General features: G+C 65.2%; 13 protein-coding genes and 1 pseudogene. 3 read left to right on the forward strand and 11 right to left on the reverse strand.

The features are described from left to right. Nucleotides 1-68: 68 nt before the first annotated feature. On the forward strand, nt 69-500 hold the full coding sequence (locus tag F3H96_RS26430) for a nuclear transport factor 2 family protein (RefSeq protein ID WP_149804610.1): 432 nt from the start codon (nt 69-71) through the stop codon (nt 498-500). 155 nt (nt 501-655) lie between these two features. On the opposite strand, the gene F3H96_RS26435 is transcribed toward F3H96_RS26430, so the two are convergent. Continuing rightward, a complete protein-coding gene (locus F3H96_RS26435; protein ID WP_149804611.1) occupies nt 656-2158 on the reverse strand; it encodes a peptidase S10 in 1503 nt (500 codons plus the stop codon). Between the two features lie 191 nt (nt 2159-2349). Between F3H96_RS26435 and F3H96_RS26440 the strand changes: the two genes are divergently transcribed. Further along, nucleotides 2350-3105: a helix-turn-helix transcriptional regulator gene (locus F3H96_RS26440; RefSeq protein WP_149804612.1), complete on the forward strand. Its 756-nt coding sequence runs from the start codon at nt 2350-2352 to the stop codon at nt 3103-3105. 13 nt (nt 3106-3118) lie between these two features. On the opposite strand, the gene F3H96_RS26445 is transcribed toward F3H96_RS26440, so the two are convergent. Further along, the gene (locus tag F3H96_RS26445; protein WP_149804613.1) at nt 3119-4219 is read right to left on the reverse strand and encodes a polyamine ABC transporter substrate-binding protein; all 1101 of its coding nucleotides are present in this window, start codon (nt 4217-4219) and stop codon (nt 3119-3121) included. A gap of 92 nt (nt 4220-4311) precedes the next feature. After that, nucleotides 4312-5418 (reverse strand): agmatine deiminase, encoded by a 1107-nt coding sequence (gene aguA / locus F3H96_RS26450; RefSeq protein WP_149804614.1) that lies wholly within the window; start codon nt 5416-5418, stop codon nt 4312-4314. 313 nt (nt 5419-5731) lie between these two features. Between aguA and F3H96_RS26455 the strand changes: the two genes are divergently transcribed. Then, nucleotides 5732-6238: an OsmC family protein gene (locus F3H96_RS26455; protein ID WP_149804615.1), complete on the forward strand. Its 507-nt coding sequence runs from the start codon at nt 5732-5734 to the stop codon at nt 6236-6238. A 140-nt stretch (nt 6239-6378) separates the two neighbouring features. Here F3H96_RS26455 and F3H96_RS26460 read toward each other — a convergent pair whose 3' ends face one another. The 8 genes and pseudogenes from F3H96_RS26460 to F3H96_RS26495 form a co-directional block, all read right to left on the reverse strand. Further along, complete coding sequence (locus F3H96_RS26460; RefSeq protein ID WP_149804616.1) at nt 6379-6603, reverse strand: hypothetical protein; 225 nt, start codon at nt 6601-6603, stop codon at nt 6379-6381. A 139-nt stretch (nt 6604-6742) separates the two neighbouring features. After that, nucleotides 6743-7383 (reverse strand): annotated as a pseudogene (locus tag F3H96_RS26465) (hypothetical protein). Between the two features lie 78 nt (nt 7384-7461). Next, the gene (locus F3H96_RS26470; RefSeq protein ID WP_149804617.1) at nt 7462-8205 is read right to left on the reverse strand and encodes an SDR family NAD(P)-dependent oxidoreductase; all 744 of its coding nucleotides are present in this window, start codon (nt 8203-8205) and stop codon (nt 7462-7464) included. A 51-nt stretch (nt 8206-8256) separates the two neighbouring features. Beyond that, nucleotides 8257-9738 carry an amidophosphoribosyltransferase gene (purF, locus tag F3H96_RS26475; protein ID WP_149804618.1) on the reverse strand — a complete coding sequence of 494 codons (1482 nt, stop codon included), beginning with the start codon at nt 9736-9738 and terminating at the stop codon, nt 8257-8259. A gap of 113 nt (nt 9739-9851) precedes the next feature. Next, a complete protein-coding gene (locus tag F3H96_RS26480; protein WP_149804619.1) occupies nt 9852-10541 on the reverse strand; it encodes a CvpA family protein in 690 nt (229 codons plus the stop codon). A gap of 47 nt (nt 10542-10588) precedes the next feature. After that, entirely contained in the window at nt 10589-11992 is a 1404-nt protein-coding gene (gene radA / locus F3H96_RS26485) for a DNA repair protein RadA (RefSeq protein WP_149804620.1), read from the reverse strand. A 78-nt stretch (nt 11993-12070) separates the two neighbouring features. Then, nucleotides 12071-13561, reverse strand: a complete 1491-nt coding sequence (locus tag F3H96_RS26490) for a replicative DNA helicase (RefSeq protein ID WP_149804621.1) — start codon at nt 13559-13561, stop codon at nt 12071-12073. A 577-nt stretch (nt 13562-14138) separates the two neighbouring features. After that, entirely contained in the window at nt 14139-15104 is a 966-nt protein-coding gene (locus F3H96_RS26495) for a small ribosomal subunit Rsm22 family protein (protein WP_149804622.1), read from the reverse strand. Nucleotides 15105-15176 lie beyond the last annotated feature (72 nt).

The raw sequence follows: 15176 nt of genomic DNA on the forward strand, positions 1-15176 counted from the left end.
AGGCTTGATCGGCGCGGACCACGGAGAGGGCGCGCTAGTGCGTGCGCTGCATAAGTCCCGGAGTTTCGATGACTGAGGTGATCGATCGACTGGTGACGGCGATGAATGCGCATCATCTCGACGCCGTCACCGCTCTCATCCACGAGAACTATCGAAGCGTACAGCCGGCGCACCCAGGCAGAGCCTTCGTCGGCCGCGACCGGATGCGCGCCAACTGGGAGGCCATGTTCACCGGAATACCTGACTTCCACGCGGCGGTCACGCGCTCGGTCCAAGACGGTGACACGACCTGGATCGAATGGCATTGGTCAGGTACTCGCTCCGACGGGCAACCCTTCGAGGTGCGTGGGGTCACGCTGTTCGAGATCATTGACGGTCAGATTGTGGCCGGGCGACTGTATCTGGAGGACGTCGAGCGGCAGATTGTCGGCATCGAAGACGCGGTTGAAACCCTTTCCGGGCGCCGTCCCTCAACGGCCGGCAGTGGAACCGGTTCGTGACCTCACCACCGCATCGCGGCGGAGATCGCCAGTGGCTTGGCCTGGGCTATGCGCTCAAAGCTCGCGAAATCTGGCACAGAGTCGTTTCCGAATGCCGCCATTGGTCTATCGCGATGATGACTCGCGCGCTCCTCCGATAGGGGAACGCCGCGATCTCACTGCGTCGCCTGATAGAGCTCCGATGCGGCCTCCTTCAGCGCGCGCCGCCCGTCCGGCCTCAGATACATCATGTGGCCGCCATCGACGACGTCGAGGCGGATCGGCTTGGCGTCGGACAGCGAAGGAAGCTGGTTCACCAGGTAGCGCGAGGCGAGATAGGGCGTGACGAGGTCGGTATAGCCGTTGACGATGACGACACCAAGGGCAGGGTTGAGCGAGCGCGCCCGCTGCAGGTCGTCCATGACGCCGGCATAGCCTTGCCCCGAACCGCCGTAGTCCCAGTTGCGGCTGATCTCGCCATTGAGCAGCCGGTAGCTGACGTCGGTGCGGTAGTTCAATTCATCGCGAGCATAGGCGACGAAGGCCGAGGTGAGCGCCGGAACGCTGCGGTCAAGCACCGGATCGGGGCCGGCGTCACGCGCGCTTTGCGGCGCGATGTCGGCGGTGCCGATGGTGGCGTCATAGGGGCTGAGCACCTTGCCCGTGGCGCGCTGGAATTCCTTGACGAAAAGGCCGGTGGGGATGCGGGCGAAATTGCGCTCGACAAGGTCGAGCGGCAGGCCTGTGATCTCCGAAACGCGCCCGCTGGCCAGCTTGCCGCCTTGCTCCAGCCCACTGTTCAGCGCCGTCAGGTAATCGCCGAGCGCGTAGTGCTCGACCTCGGCCAGCCGGTCGCGCAGCGCGTCGCCGGTCAGGCCATCGCCCTTCAGGCGGGTCGCCGCCAGCGAGGGAAGCTCCAGCGCCCAGTGCAACTGGTCGAACTGATCGGGGCGCACCAGCATGAACTCCAACGCCGGCGAGATCAGAACGATGCCGCTGGGGCTCAAGCCCACATCCTCCTGCAGCGTGCGGGCAAGCAGCGCCGCGCGAAACCCGCCATAGCTCTCGCCGGCGAGGAACAGCGGCGATCCCGTGCGGCCGTTCTGCGCCAGATAGAGCCGGATGAAGGCGCCGAGCGAACTGGCGTCCGAGTCCACGCTCCAGAATTCCTTCGGCTCATGTCCCGGCGCCTCGCGACTGTAGCCCGTGCCGACCGGATCGACGAAGACGAGGTCGCTCATGTCGAGCCAGCTGTCGGGATTGTCGATGAGCTTTTGCGGCGGCCGCAGGAACTCGCCGTCGGCGGCCGTCTCGACGATGCGCGGCCCGATCGCGCCGAGATGCAAGTAAGCCGACGCCGCGCCCGGTCCGCCGTTGAAGACGAAGGTGATCGGCCGATCCTTCGCCGGGGTGGGCGACTGCTGCGTGTAGGCGACGTAGAAGATCTCGGCCGTGACCTCGCCCTTGCCGGATAAGAGCGACAGCGTGCCGGCCTTGGCCTGGTAATCGAGCTTCCGGCCGGCGAGGGTGAGCGAATGCTCGGTCACCTGCGGCGGTGGCAACAGCGACAGCACGCCGCCGGTCGGCGCCGGCCGTTCCGCGGTTTCAGCCAGGGCCGGCGGCGCGAAGGCGGCGAGCATCAGTAGAACGAGGGGGACAAGTTTTAGAGTAAGCCGCATGACGCCTCCGCAGGAACGACTCCTGCAAAGTATGGTCAGGGCGATCGAAGTCAAAGGCAATGACGGATGGTCGGCGGTTCGGCGTCGCCAAGTCGAGTTCCGCGCAGCAACTCTACCGCCACCGCACCGCTTGGCCTTGCTGGCATTCGGCCAGGTTGAACTTGCGGCGGCACGCGCTACGCTAGGTGTGAATGCTCTCGAATTTCTCTCTCGACCAGTTTGGGCGCTGGAGCGGTGGTGTCGCTGCCGCGGCTGGCGCCGCGACGCCCGAAGAACTGTCGGCCCGCTTCACCGCGGCGGCCGGCGTGCTGTTCGATTCCGATCGCGTCTATGTCGGCTTCTATCGCCGCGACATCACGTCCCTGACAATCGACGACGCCGGCCCCGATCGCTGGAACCGCGACTATGATGCCCGCGTCTATCGACTGGATCCCTTCTTCCAGCGCTTCGCCAGCACCCGTCAGGATTTCCTGTTGCCGCTATCGGCTCTCCGCAAGGGCGATTTCCAGCTCACGCCTTACTATCGCGAATTCTACGGCCCTTCCGACAGCTTCGACGAGATAACCGGCGTGTTCAATCTCGACAGGCTGACAGCTGGCTATGTCACCTTTCTGCGCCGCAACGGGGCGCCGCCCTTCGGCGAGCGGGATCTGGCGCTCGCCTGCGCCGCGAGCAGTGCGACCAAGCTCATCCTGGAAAAGTTGTTTTACTTGTGCCGCCTCCGGGACAAGGGCGCGGCAATCGAGGTCGCGCGATCGCGGCTGAGCCCGCGCGAGAGCGAGATCGCGCGGCACCTGATCGACGGCGGCAACGCCAAGACCATTGCGCGAAGCCTCTCCATTTCATCGGGCACGGCCCGCAACCACATCAAACAGGTCTACCGCAAGCTCGGCGTGCACTCCCAGGTGGAGTTGCTGGCGGCCGTTCGTGACGCCGCGCGAGACTGACGTCCGTACGGGCCTACTGACCCGTCACGACGCGCGTCCACATGCGGTTTTGCGACCGCAGCAGCTTTGCGTCGCTGATGGTGACCACGAACAGCTTGGCCTTCACGTCATCGGGAGGAAAGACGCCCGGATCACTGGCGATCGCCTTGTCCATCAACGGCAGGGAGTCAGGGATCGCGTTGGCGTAGGAGACATAGCTGGAGTTGGCCGCGGCGATATCGGGCCGCAGGTTGAAGTTGATCCAGGCCATGGCGTTGTCGGGATGCGGCGCATCCTTCGGCACTGCCATCGTATCGTAGTTGATGAGCGTGCCTTCTTTCGGAATGGAATAGGCGATCTCCAGCTTCTTGGCGGATTCGGCGGCACGGGTTCTTGCCTGAAGGATGTCGCCTGACCAGCCCAGCACGACGCAGATGTCGCCGTTCGCCAGGTCGTTGATGTATTTCGACGAATGGAAATAGCGGATGTAAGGCCGCACCTTGCCCATCAATTCCTCGACCTTGGCGAGGTCGTCGGGATTGGTCGATCTTGGGTCGATATGCAGATAGTTGAGCGCCATGGGGATGACTTCGGCCGGCGCATCGATCATCGCCACCCCGCAATCGGAGAGCTTCTTGACGACGTCGACGTCGAAGACCATGGCGAAGGAATTCGTCGGCGCGTCGGGCAGCCGTTGCTTGACTGCGGTGACGTTGTAACCGATGCCGTCGGTGACGGCCATGTATGGCACGGCATGCTTGTTTTGCGGGTCGGCGCCCCCGATCAGCGAAAGCGCTTGCGGATCGATCTTCGCGTGATTTGCGAGCTTCGATTTGTCGAGTTCGAGAAAAGCGCCCGCCTTCACCTGGTTCTTCAGGAACGGATAGGCCGAAGGATAGACCACGTCATATCCGGAGCCGCCGGTGAGCAGCTTTGTCTCGAGGACCTCGTTGCCGTCATAGACATCGTAGCGGACCTTGATGCCCGTCTCCTTCTCGAACTTTTCGGCTGTGTCCGGCGCGATATAATCCGACCAGTTGTAGACATTGACGACTTTTTCCTCGTCCGCCGAGGCCGTGCTGGCGATGCCGCAGGCAAGCCCGGCGAGCAGCGTTGACAGGATTAGGGCGCGCATGAGTGTCCTCCTTCTCGCTTCAGGCTGGCATGGGTTGATTGCGCAGCCTCCATTCCGCTTTTCGCTGCCGGTCTGGCCGGCGGCTTCCTCTCTCACCGCCGTTGCGGCGCATAGACCGGCAGGGTGATGCAGGCGACATTGCCGCCGCCAAGCAGGATCTCGCGCGAGTTCTCGATGCCGACTATTTTGTGGTCGGGGAACAGTTCGGCCAGCTTTGCCTTCGCCTTAAGGTCGAGATCGGAACCGAACTCCGGCACGACCACGACGCTGTTGCCCGGATAGTAGTTGATGTAGCTCGCCGCGATCCGGTTGCCGGCCGGCCGCGCCCAGGTCGAATCGAGCTGATCGACGCTTTCGCTTTCTTCCGGCGTCATCTCGATCGGCAAGGGATGCGGCAGGCGATGCACCTCGAGGGCGCGGCCACGCGCGTCACGGGCTGAGCGCAATGTCTCCTCGGCCTCGCGCACGATTTCATATTGTGGGTCTTCCCGGTAGTCGGTCCAGCTCAACGCGACCACACCCGGCCGCACGAAGCAGCAGACATCGTCGATATGGCCGTCCGTCTCGTCGAAGGCGAAGCCGCGCGGCAGCCAGATGATGGCGTCGACGCCGAGATAGTCGCCCAGTTGCCGTTCCACTTCGGCCTTGCCGAGATGGGCGTTGCGATTTCGATTGAGAAGGCATTGCTCCGTCGTGATGAGCGTGCCTTGGCCGTCGCACTGCAGCCCCCCGCCTTCGGCAATCAGCGGCGCGCGATAGCGATCCATCCGCTCGATTTCGAGCACTTTTCGCGCCGCCAGGTCGTCCAGGTCCCATGGCGAGTAGAGCCCGCCGTCGAAACCGCCATAGGCGTTGAAGGTCCAATCGACGCCGCGCACGGCGCCTTGATCGTTGATGACGAAATTCGGACCGCTGTCACGCAGCCAGGAATCGTTGGTGGACATCTCGATCACGCGCACGTGGTCGGGCAACCGGGCCCTGGCGTTCTGCCACTGCCGGCTGGAAGCCGCCACCGTCACCGGCTCGCTTTGTGCGATCGCCGCGGCGACGTTGGCGAACAGCTTCTGCGCCGGTTTGGCGCCGAGACGCCAGGTGTCGGGCCGCTCCGGCCAGATCAGCCAGCAGCCCGATTTGGGTTCGAACTCGCCGGGCGCGCGAAACCCATCCTGTTTCGGCTTCGTCGAAAGGGTACGTGGCATTGCGGGATCACCGGAAATGGAAGACGACATTCGCCTGGATGAGACGTTTTCGGGGCATCGTCCGTCAATGTCCCATTTGGGATATGGGCGCGCCGCCGGGAAAAGCAGTTCATGGAGAATCTGGAACGTTCACGGCCCGGAAAATCGCGCCGAAACAAAGAGATGCAGCGCTTGACCGTCTTCTTGAAAAGATCAAGCGCAACAGGTCTGAACAGCAACGGGATAAATGCGATTGCCTTCCAGGCCGATCGAGGCAAATCTCGGCCGGACGGTGGATGCCGATACAGGAAGCAGTCGACGAAAAGGACAGGCAATGGACGCGACCGCACTCAAGGCCATGCAGGCGCCGCTGAAGGATGCCTATCGCGAGGACGCCGCAAGGGCGCTGATCACGTTGAGAGCTCGCGGCACGCTCGATGATCAGTCGATCGCCTGCAAGGTGGAGACGGGCAGGGCACTGGCCATTGCGGGGCTGCATCCGGCCACCGGCGGTTCGGGCCTCGAGCTGTGCTCGGGCGACATGTTGCTCGAAGCGCTGGTCGCCTGCGCCGGCGTGACGCTGAAAGCGGTGGCGACGGCGCTGGAATTCAAGCTCGGCAACGCCACCGTCGAGGCCGAGGGCGACCTCGATTTTCGCGGCACGCTCGGCGTCGCCAGGGACGCGCCGGTCGGCTTCCGCGAAATAAGGCTGAAATTCGGTCTCGACACCGACGAGCCACAGGAGCGCATCGATTCGCTCATAAAGCTCACCGAGCGCTACTGCGTGGTGCTCCAGACGATCAACAGCAAGCCGGCATTGAAAGTGAGTGCTGAACGCTAAAGCCCGACGCCCCCTCATCCGGCCGCCACGCGGCCACCTTCTCCCCGGTGGGGAGAAGAGGTTGGCGCCAGCGTTGGCAAACTCCTCTCCCCGCCGGGGAGAGGTCTGCCGAGCGAGGCGGAGGTCGGGTTAGGGCAGCCCTACTGCGCCGAGGGCTCTTCGGCATCCCCTTCATCGGTAAACGGCGAGGCGCTCGGCACGCATTGCACTGCCCAGCCCTGCGGCGTCGGCTGCTTCTGATATTCGGCGACGGCGTTGGTGCACTGTTCGCGGGTGTCGAAGGTGCTGGGCAGCACCACCATGCCGCCTTGCGGGCCGGCGATCACCAGATACCAGACCAACGCTACGCTGGGGGTGGCAGCCATGGAAATTCCTCGCTTTGCTCGAATGTCGGAGTCGGACCGATCCTACCAACTCCACGGGGATGGCGAAAGCGGGGCGGCGGCACACGCTTCCACCGCCCCGTTCACAGACCCGTGAAGAAGAGCAATCAGGCCCCCGGGCTCACTCCACGGCGAAGCAGTAGAACAGGCCGTCGCCGCCGGTACCCTTGAGCGCCTCCTGGCTGCAGCCGCCGCGCGGGCATGCGAGGAATTCCAGGATTTCGCCGCCGCCGAATCGTCGAGCCCGGTGCGATCGTGATGGCCCATCATCGCAGCACCCTCGCCGCCGCTCATGGTCCAGTCGCCGCAGGTCTGGTCGGCGATCCTGGTGCCGTCGGGCTTGGAGCCGGTCAGCATGTCGTGACGGTTCGGTGTGTCGACGCGGCCGTTGACCACTTCGCCCTTCTCGTCGAGCGCCGTCTTCTTGGTGATGCCGTTGGCGCTGCCGTGCAGCGAGGCGACATCGTCGGCGATCTTCTCGCCCTTGGCGTTGAACCATGGGCCCTTGCCGATGCGGTCGCGCGCATCCTGCGTGCTGGAGGAGAGATAGGCATGCCAGGTCTTGCCGGTGACGCCGGCCGCTTCAGCCAGCGAGGCGCAATGCGCGTCGGCGCCCTTCAGCCCACCGAGATCGGCGCCCTTGCCGGAGCCGACGCTGGTGACGAAGAAGCTCATCTTTGCGTCTTGCGAGAACGCGGCGCCCGCCGTGGCGGCAAGAGCTACGGCTGTCGCGATGGCCGCAACGAGAAGAAGTCTGCGCATATCGGTCCTCCGGTTTTCGAATGTTCTACGTTCGAAGAACGTAGCCGAAGGCCTATTTCATCCGTCCCGGGTCGCGTCTTATTCCGGCTGCCTGTAGGCGACGAAGCGGTTGTGCCTGGCCTGGAAGATCAGCCCGGTTTCCTTCAGCTCCGGGCTTGCCAGGGGCACGATGCGGCGGGCGATCTCGGAAGGATGCGGCAGCGTCTCCGGATCTTCGCCGGGCATGGCCTGCGCGCGCATCGCCGTGCGGGTGGCGCCCGGGTCGGCGGCGTTGACCCTCAGGGGCAGGGTCTCGGTCTCATGCGCCCAGGAACGCATCATCGTTTCGACCGCCGCCTTCGAGGCAGCATACGGCGCCCAGAAGGCGCGCGCCGAGTGCGCCGCGTTGGAGGACATGATGATGGCGCGGCCGGCATCGGAGAGCCTGAGCAGCGGGTCGACCGAACGGATCAGCCGCCAGGTCGAGGTGACGTTGATGGTCATCACCTTCTCGAAGGTCTTGGCCTCGACATGGCCGATCGGCGAGATCACGCCGAGCACGGCGGCGTTAGCGACCAGGATGTCGAGCTTGCCCCAGCGTTCATGGATTGCTCCGCCCAGCCGGTCGATTCCGGCCATGTCGGAAAGATCGAGCGGCACCAGCGTCGCCTGGCCGCGGCCATCGGCCTTGATCTGGTCGTCCAGCTCTTCCAGTCCGCCGACGGTGCGGGCAACCGCGATCACATGCGCGCCGGCCGCCGCCAGCTCCCTGGCGATGAAGTAGCCGATGCCGCGCGAGGCGCCGGTAACGACCGCCACGCGGCCGGAAAGGTCGAGGGTCATATGCAAGCCTTCGTAAGGTGGGCGCGCGCAGGCAAATTCAGTCCGGCAACCCTACGCCCCGCTGTTCGCCAGCAGCGACAGCGTGCGCACATTGTCGTGGCCTTCGAAGTCGAGCAGGCGGGTGGGGTACTGGCCGGTGAAGCAGGCGTCGCAGAATTGCGGCTGCTCGTTGTCGCGCCCGGCCTCGCCGACGGCGCGATAGAGCCCGTCGATCGACAGGAAGCCGAGCGAATCGACGCGGATGAACTCGGCCATCTCCTCGACCGACATGCGCGAGGCAAGCAGCTTCGACTTCTCCGGCGTGTCGACGCCGTAGAAGCAAGACGCGCTAGTCGGCGGCGAGGCGATGCGCATATGCACTTCCTTGGCGCCGGCGTCGCGCACCATCTGCACGATCTTCTGGCTGGTGGTGCCGCGCACGATGGAATCGTCGACCAGCACCACGCGCTTGCCCTCGATCATGTGGCGGTTGGCGTTGTGCTTGAGCTTGACGCCCATGTGGCGGATCGAATCGCCCGGCTGGATGAAGGTTCGCCCGACATAATGGTTGCGGATGATGCCGAGCTCGAAGGGAATGCCCGCAGCCTGGCTGAAGCCGATCGCGGCCGGCGTGCCGGAATCCGGCACCGGCACCACGATGTCGGCCTCGACCGGGTTTTCCTGCGCGAGCTCGGCGCCGATGCGCTTGCGCACCTCGTACACGTTGCGGCCCTCGACGGAGGAATCCGGCCGGGCGAAATAGACATATTCGAAGATGCAGAAGCGGGTCTTCTGCGGCTCGAACGGGAACAGGCTCTCGATCCCCTTGGACGTGATCACCACCATCTCGCCGGGCTTGATGTCGCGCACGAAGCGGGCACCGATGATGTCGAGCGCGCAGGTCTCGGAGGCGAGGATCCAGGCGCCGTCAAGGTCGCCAAGCACCAGCGGGCGGATGCCGAGCGGGTCGCGGCAGCCGATCATCTTCTTGGCCGTCATCGCGACAAGCGAGAACGCGCCCTCGACCTGGCGCATCGCGTCGATGAAGCGCGAGTTCAAGTCGCGCTCCTTGCTGGTCGCGACCAGATGCAGCAGCGTTTCGGTATCGGAGGTCGATGAGAAGATCGAGCCCTGCTTCTGCAACGCGCGCTGCACGGTGAGCGCATTGGTGAGGTTGCCGTTGTGGGCGACCGCAAGGCCGCCTTCGGCCAGCTCGGCGAAGAAAGGTTGGACGTTGCGCAGGCCGGCGCCGCCGGTGGTGGCGTAGCGGGTATGGCCGATGGCGCGGTTGCCCTGCAGGCTGTCGATGACGCGTTGCTTGGTGAAGGTATCGCCGATCAGGCCGACATGGCGCTCGACGTGGAATTGAGTCCCGTCATAGGAAACGATGCCGGCCGCCTCCTGGCCGCGGTGCTGCAAGGCGTGCAGGCCGAGCGTGACGATGGCCGCCGCGTCCTGGCGGCCGAAGATGCCGAACACGCCGCATTCGTCGTGGAAATGATCGTCGGCCTCGGCGGAAAGGACTTTGCCTGCGTCTGCCGCTGAGTCTGCCATCTGGTGCTCAAGCTCCGCTAAAGCCGCCATATAGGGCGATCTCTCGCAGAACGCAACGCAAGTCCTAAACCATTCACAAAATGCCCCGGGCCAGCGCTGCGGCCGGCCCGATTTCAGTTAGCCGGCGCCGGAGCGGGAGCCGGGGCCGGAGCGGGAGCCGGGGCTGGCGCCGGCTCGTTGTCGGCCGGGGCCTCGCCCTCGCTGTCGTCGGGCGCGGTGGCGTTGTCGTCGCCGGTAGCCGGCGGCTCGGCAGCGGGCTGGTCGGTCGTCGCCGGCGCGCCGGCCTGCGGCGTGCCCTTATGCGTGTATTTGTTGACCAGTTCCTCGGTGTTTTCCGGCAGCACGCTTTCGAGCTTTGCGCCGATCGCCTCGAGCAGTGGCCGCGACTTGGCGTTGGCGATCCAGGCAGGCGCCTTGGCGCCGGCCAGCCAGTTGAAGAACAGCAGCGCCACCGCAACCACCAGGATGCCGCGCGCCGCGCCGTATAGGAAGCCCAGCGTGCGGTCGAGCGCGCCGATGCGCGAATCGATGATCCAGTCGGCGAGCTTCATGGTGATGACCGAGACGACGATCAGCGCGATGACGAAGACGATGCCCGCGGAAGCCGCCATCGCGATCTTGTCGTTGTCGATATAGGGCTGAACATAGGGCAGGACGGGCTTGTAGAAGAAGAACGCCGCCGCCGCCGCCGCCGCCCAGGAAATCACCGACAGCACCTCGCGCGAGAAGCCGCGCACCATGGCCAGCATCGCCGAGACCAGGGTGAAGCCGACGAGGATTCCGTCAAGCAGCGTAATCGGCATGTCTTTGGCCCCACTCCGATCTCTTGTTCACGGCCCGACGAGCCGTATCACTCCCCCTCATCGGCGCGGCCGCGCCGTGAGCCGGCTATGCGCGCCACAAGGTCGGCAAGCTCGGTGGGCTGGAACGCGCCGGCCCCGATCCCCCCGGCAACTTCCTCGCTGCCAAGCGGCAGCACCGCGCTTCCAAAACCCAGCTTTTCGGCTTCTTTGAGGCGCTGTTGCGCATGCGCAACCGGCCTCACCGCGCCCGATAGGCTGATTTCGCCGAAATAGACGCAATCGGCGGGAAGGGCAAGACCGGTGAGCGACGAAACCAATGCGGCGGCGACCGCGAGATCGGCCGCCGGCTCCGAGATCCGGTAGCCGCCGGCGACATTGAGATAGACGTCGTGCTGGCCGAAGCGGACGCCGCAATGCGCCTCGAGCACGGCAAGCACCATCGACAGCCGCGCGCCGTCCCAGCCGACGACGGCGCGGCGCGGCGTGCCGAGCGAGGATTGCGCGACCAGCGCCTGGATCTCGACCAGCACCGGCCTGGTGCCTTCCATGCCGGCGAAAACCGCGGCGCCCGGCGATTTCGCGTGGCGTTCGCCGAGGAACAGCTCGGAAGGATTGGAGACTTCGCGCAGGCCCTTGTCCGACATTTCGAACACGCCGATCTCGTCGGTCGGCCCGAAACGGTTTTTCACCGTGCGCAGGATGCGGAAGTGGTGGTTGCCTTCGCCTTCGAAATAGAGCACGCCGTCGACCATGTGCTCGACGACGCGCGGTCCGGCGATCTGGCCTTCCTTGGTGACGTGGCCGACCAGCACGATCGCGGCACCCGTGGATTTGGCGTAGCGGATCATCGCCTGGGCGGCGGCACGCACCTGGGTGACGGTGCCTGGCGCCGAATCGGCAAGGTCGGTCCACAGCGTTTGGATGGAATCGAGGATGACGAGGTCCGGCCGCTTGCCGTCGGCGATGGTCGCCAGGATGTCCTCGACGTTGGTCTCGGCGGCAAGCTCCACCGGTGTGTTCGCGACGCCGAGGCGTTGCGCCCTGAGCCTTATCTGCGCCACCGCTTCCTCGCCCGAGACATAGACGATGCGATGGCCCTTCGAGGCGAGCGCGGCGGCTGCCTGCGTCAGCAGCGTCGACTTGCCGATGCCGGGATCGCCGCCGACCAGCAGCGCCGAGCCGCGCACGAAGCCGCCGCCGGTGGCGCGGTCGAGCTCGCCGATGCCCGACACGATGCGCGGCGCATCCTCGATGTCGCCCGACAGGCTGGTGAGCACGACGGCGCGGCCCTTGCGGGCGTTACGCGTGTTCGCCGGCCCCGAGCCGATGCCGCCGGACGTGCCTTCCTCGACGAGCGTGTTCCACTCGCCGCAGGCATCGCATTTGCCTGCCCAGCGCTGATGCACCGAGCCGCAATTCTGGCAGATGAACTGAACGCGCGATTTGGCCACTCTGCTACCTTCTCCCTGAGCGACGCGCGCCCTAGAGCGCCGACGCCCGTCATTCTTGTAGCAGTCGCTACCAAGCGCCTACTCGAACCTCTCCGGCAGATGATGCTCTTCCGCCAGGTCCGAGAACCGGGTGAACTCGCCGTGGAAGGCGAGGCTGACCGAGCCGGTCGGTCCGTGGCGCTGCTTGGCGACGATCACCTCGGCCTTGCCGCGCGCCTCGTTCATCTCGTTTTCCCACTTGATGTATTCGTCGGTGCCGAGCTTCGGCTCGCGGTTCTTGAGGTAGTATTCCTCGCGATAGACGAACAGCACCACGTCGGCGTCCTGCTCGATGGAGCCGGATTCGCGCAAGTCGGAGAGCTGGGGGCGCTTGTCGTCGCGGCTTTCGACCTGACGCGACAGCTGCGACAGCGCGATGATCGGGACCGCGAGCTCCTTGGCCAAAGCCTTCAGGCCCGTGGTGATCTCGGTGATTTCCTGCACGCGGTTCTGCGAGGCGCGCGCGCTCGATCCCTGCATCAGCTGGATATAGTCGATGACGATGAGGTCGAGGCCGCGCTGGCGCTTCAGCCGCCGCGCGCGGGCCGAGAGCTGCGCGATCGAGATGCCGCCGGTCTGGTCAATGAACAGCGGGATCTTCTGCATCGTTTGCGAGCAGGCGACCAGCTTCTCGAAATCCATCTCGGTGATCTCGCCGCGGCGGATCTTGGATGACGAAATTTCGGTCTGCTCGGAGATGATGCGGGTGGCGAGCTGCTCCGACGACATTTCGAGCGAGAAGAAGCCGACGACGCCGCCATTGGCCGCCTTGAAGCTGCCGTCGGCCTGCTGCGCCGGTTGATACGCCTCGGCGATGTTGAAGGCGATGTTGGTGGCCAAGGAGGTTTTGCCCATGCCGGGGCGGCCGGCAAGCACGATCAGGTCGGATGGCTGCAGGCCGCCCATGCGGCGATCGAGGTCGCGCAGACCGGTGGCGATGCCCGACAGGTGGCCGTCGCGCATGAAGGCGGCGTTGGCCATGTCGACGGCGGTCTTGACCGCGTCGTTGAAGCTTTCGAAACCGCCATCGTAGCGGCCGGTTTCGGCCAGCTCGAACAGCCGCCGCTCGGCGTCCTCGATCTGCTCGGAAGGCGCCATGTCGACGGGCGCGTCATAGGCGATGTTGACCATGTCCTCGCCGACGGTGATCAGCGCGCGGCGCGTGGCAAGGTCGTAGATTGCGCGCCCATAGTCGGTGGCGTTGACGATGGTGACGGCCTCGACCGCAAGCCGCACGACATATTGCGCCACAGTCATGTCGCCGACCTTCTCGTCTGCCGGCAGGAAGGTCTTCAGCGTGATCGGCGTCGCGATCTTGCCCATGCGGATCAGCTCGGCCGCGACCTCGAAGATCCTGCGGTGCAGCGGCTCGTAGAAATGCGCCGGCTTCAAAAAATCCGAGACGCGGTAGAAGGCGTCGTTGTTGACAAGGATGGCGCCGAGCAACGCCTGCTCGGCCTCGATGTTGTTCGGTGCCTCGCGATAAAGCGGTGTTTCCGCCACGCCGAATTTTCGTGCCGCCTCTGCCATGATGTCCCCGATTTCGATCCCGCCTTCCTCGATATCAGAGCGGGAAGATTCGGTGCTGACCTTTCTGCAACACTGCGCGTCGATGAGGGCTGGATTCCCGTTGTTCACAGGAGCCGTGCATCGTCCACAGGACAGAATTCCGGTGGCTCGATTCCGGTTGACTCGGCAAGTTGCGATTCTTAGTTGCAAATACAGAACGAAGCAAGAACAATTTGGTTGAGCGGGTGCTGTTGGGAGGTCTCGCCGTCCGACCTTCGTCATCCACGGGCGGAGCGGGAGCGAAGCGGACGCGCAGACCCGAGGATCCATGCCGTGACATCCCGCGACGAGTAAAGGCGGTGCAGAACAGAGGTCGTTCTGCGCCCCTGCGAAGCTCATAGGTAACGGCATGGATCCTCGGGTCTACGCCGCGTCGCTTCGCTCCTTGCTCCGCCGTGGATGACGACTTGACGGGCGTTTCGGCCAATCTCGAAGGTTGGCGACGACACGGGCGCGTCGGCCAATCTTCAAAGCCAGCTGTCGACGCATCGACGCCGCGATCCTTTTCGATGCTGACGTCGTCGTCATGGGCGGCGGCCTAGGCCAGCGAATCGCCCCAGTCCGTCCGCCGCGCTACCTTGAAGGCATCGCCGTCGCGCTTGCTGAACAGCTGCTCGCCGGCGCTGCCGTCCGGCCGGCACAGTTTCAGCACCACCTTGCCGGAGCCGCCCTTTGGCGGCGCGATCACCCGCGCCGGGCGCGCCGGGGCCGGCTGGCGCGAAGCGGCGAGGTGGATGAACTTCTCGTCCTCCCACGGCACGTCGGCTTCCTTGACCAGGCGATGCAGGCGCGAACGGGCGACACGGCGCGCGAAATGGCACCAGTCGGGCGGCGCGAGCGGGCAGGGCGAACCGTGCGGACAAGGCGCAAGCACATGCGCGCCGGCCGCGATCAGTTGCTGCCGGGCGGCGAGGATGCGCTGCCAGCCGGCAGGCGTGCCGGGCTCGACGATGAGAAGCGTGTCGGCCGCGAGCCGCCAGAGGCGGTCGATGAGCTTCGGCAGCGATGCGGGAGCGATCTCGTCCAGCACATAGGCGGCGCTGACCAGGTCGGCGGGCTCGATGCCGTCGAGATCGATCGTAGCGTCGCCGGCGATCCAGTCGGTGCGGGTCGCGATTGCGCCCTCGGCAAGCGACTGCCCGGCCTTGCGCACAGCCGCGCTTGCCTCGACCAGAACCGCCCGTTCGAGCGCGGGCCAGGCGTCTGTCGTGGCCCAAAGCATGGTGCCAGGTCCGGCGCCGATGTCGAGCAGGCTCGCCGGCCGGAAATCGGGGCGGGCCCCGGTCAGCGCCTCGAGGCTGGCGCGCACGGCGGCATAGGTGGCGGGCAACCGCGTCGCCAGATAGGCCTTGACCGCCATGTCCTCGCCCATGTGCAGGCGGCCGTCGCGCAACTCGGCGCGGTAGCGCTCCGAAAGCGTGCGTGCCGCCTGCTTCAGCGCCGGCATCGGCACCTTCTCCAGCATGCTGTCGACGCCTTGCCGCAATTGTGCGGGGAGTTCCATTGGCCAAGGCTCCTTAAATGATTTCAGGTCGAATCGACCTGAGATCATCCAATTCTAAGTGAAAGAGATAGA

The sequence above is a fragment of the Mesorhizobium sp. NFR06 genome (genome assembly GCF_900115245.1).
Taxonomy (GTDB): domain Bacteria; phylum Pseudomonadota; class Alphaproteobacteria; order Rhizobiales; family Rhizobiaceae; genus Mesorhizobium.

Coding starts and splice junctions, on each gene's coding strand:
- F3H96_RS26455 (WP_149804615.1), top strand. CDS start 5,732: ATGGACGCGACCGCACTCAAGGCCATGCAGGCGCCGCTGAAGGATGCC.
- F3H96_RS26435 (WP_149804611.1), bottom strand. CDS start 2,158: ATGCGGCTTACTCTAAAACTTGTCCCCCTCGTTCTACTGATGCTCGCC.
- F3H96_RS26430 (WP_149804610.1), top strand. CDS start 69: ATGACTGAGGTGATCGATCGACTGGTGACGGCGATGAATGCGCATCAT.
- aguA (WP_149804614.1), bottom strand. CDS start 5,418: ATGCCACGTACCCTTTCGACGAAGCCGAAACAGGATGGGTTTCGCGCG.
- F3H96_RS26480 (WP_149804619.1), bottom strand. CDS start 10,541: ATGCCGATTACGCTGCTTGACGGAATCCTCGTCGGCTTCACCCTGGTC.
- F3H96_RS26460 (WP_149804616.1), bottom strand. CDS start 6,603: ATGGCTGCCACCCCCAGCGTAGCGTTGGTCTGGTATCTGGTGATCGCC.
- F3H96_RS26490 (WP_149804621.1), bottom strand. CDS start 13,561: ATGGCAGAGGCGGCACGAAAATTCGGCGTGGCGGAAACACCGCTTTAT.
- F3H96_RS26495 (WP_149804622.1), bottom strand. CDS start 15,104: ATGGAACTCCCCGCACAATTGCGGCAAGGCGTCGACAGCATGCTGGAG.
- F3H96_RS26445 (WP_149804613.1), bottom strand. CDS start 4,219: ATGCGCGCCCTAATCCTGTCAACGCTGCTCGCCGGGCTTGCCTGCGGC.
- F3H96_RS26470 (WP_149804617.1), bottom strand. CDS start 8,205: ATGACCCTCGACCTTTCCGGCCGCGTGGCGGTCGTTACCGGCGCCTCG.
- purF (WP_149804618.1), bottom strand. CDS start 9,738: ATGGCAGACTCAGCGGCAGACGCAGGCAAAGTCCTTTCCGCCGAGGCC.
- F3H96_RS26440 (WP_149804612.1), top strand. CDS start 2,350: ATGCTCTCGAATTTCTCTCTCGACCAGTTTGGGCGCTGGAGCGGTGGT.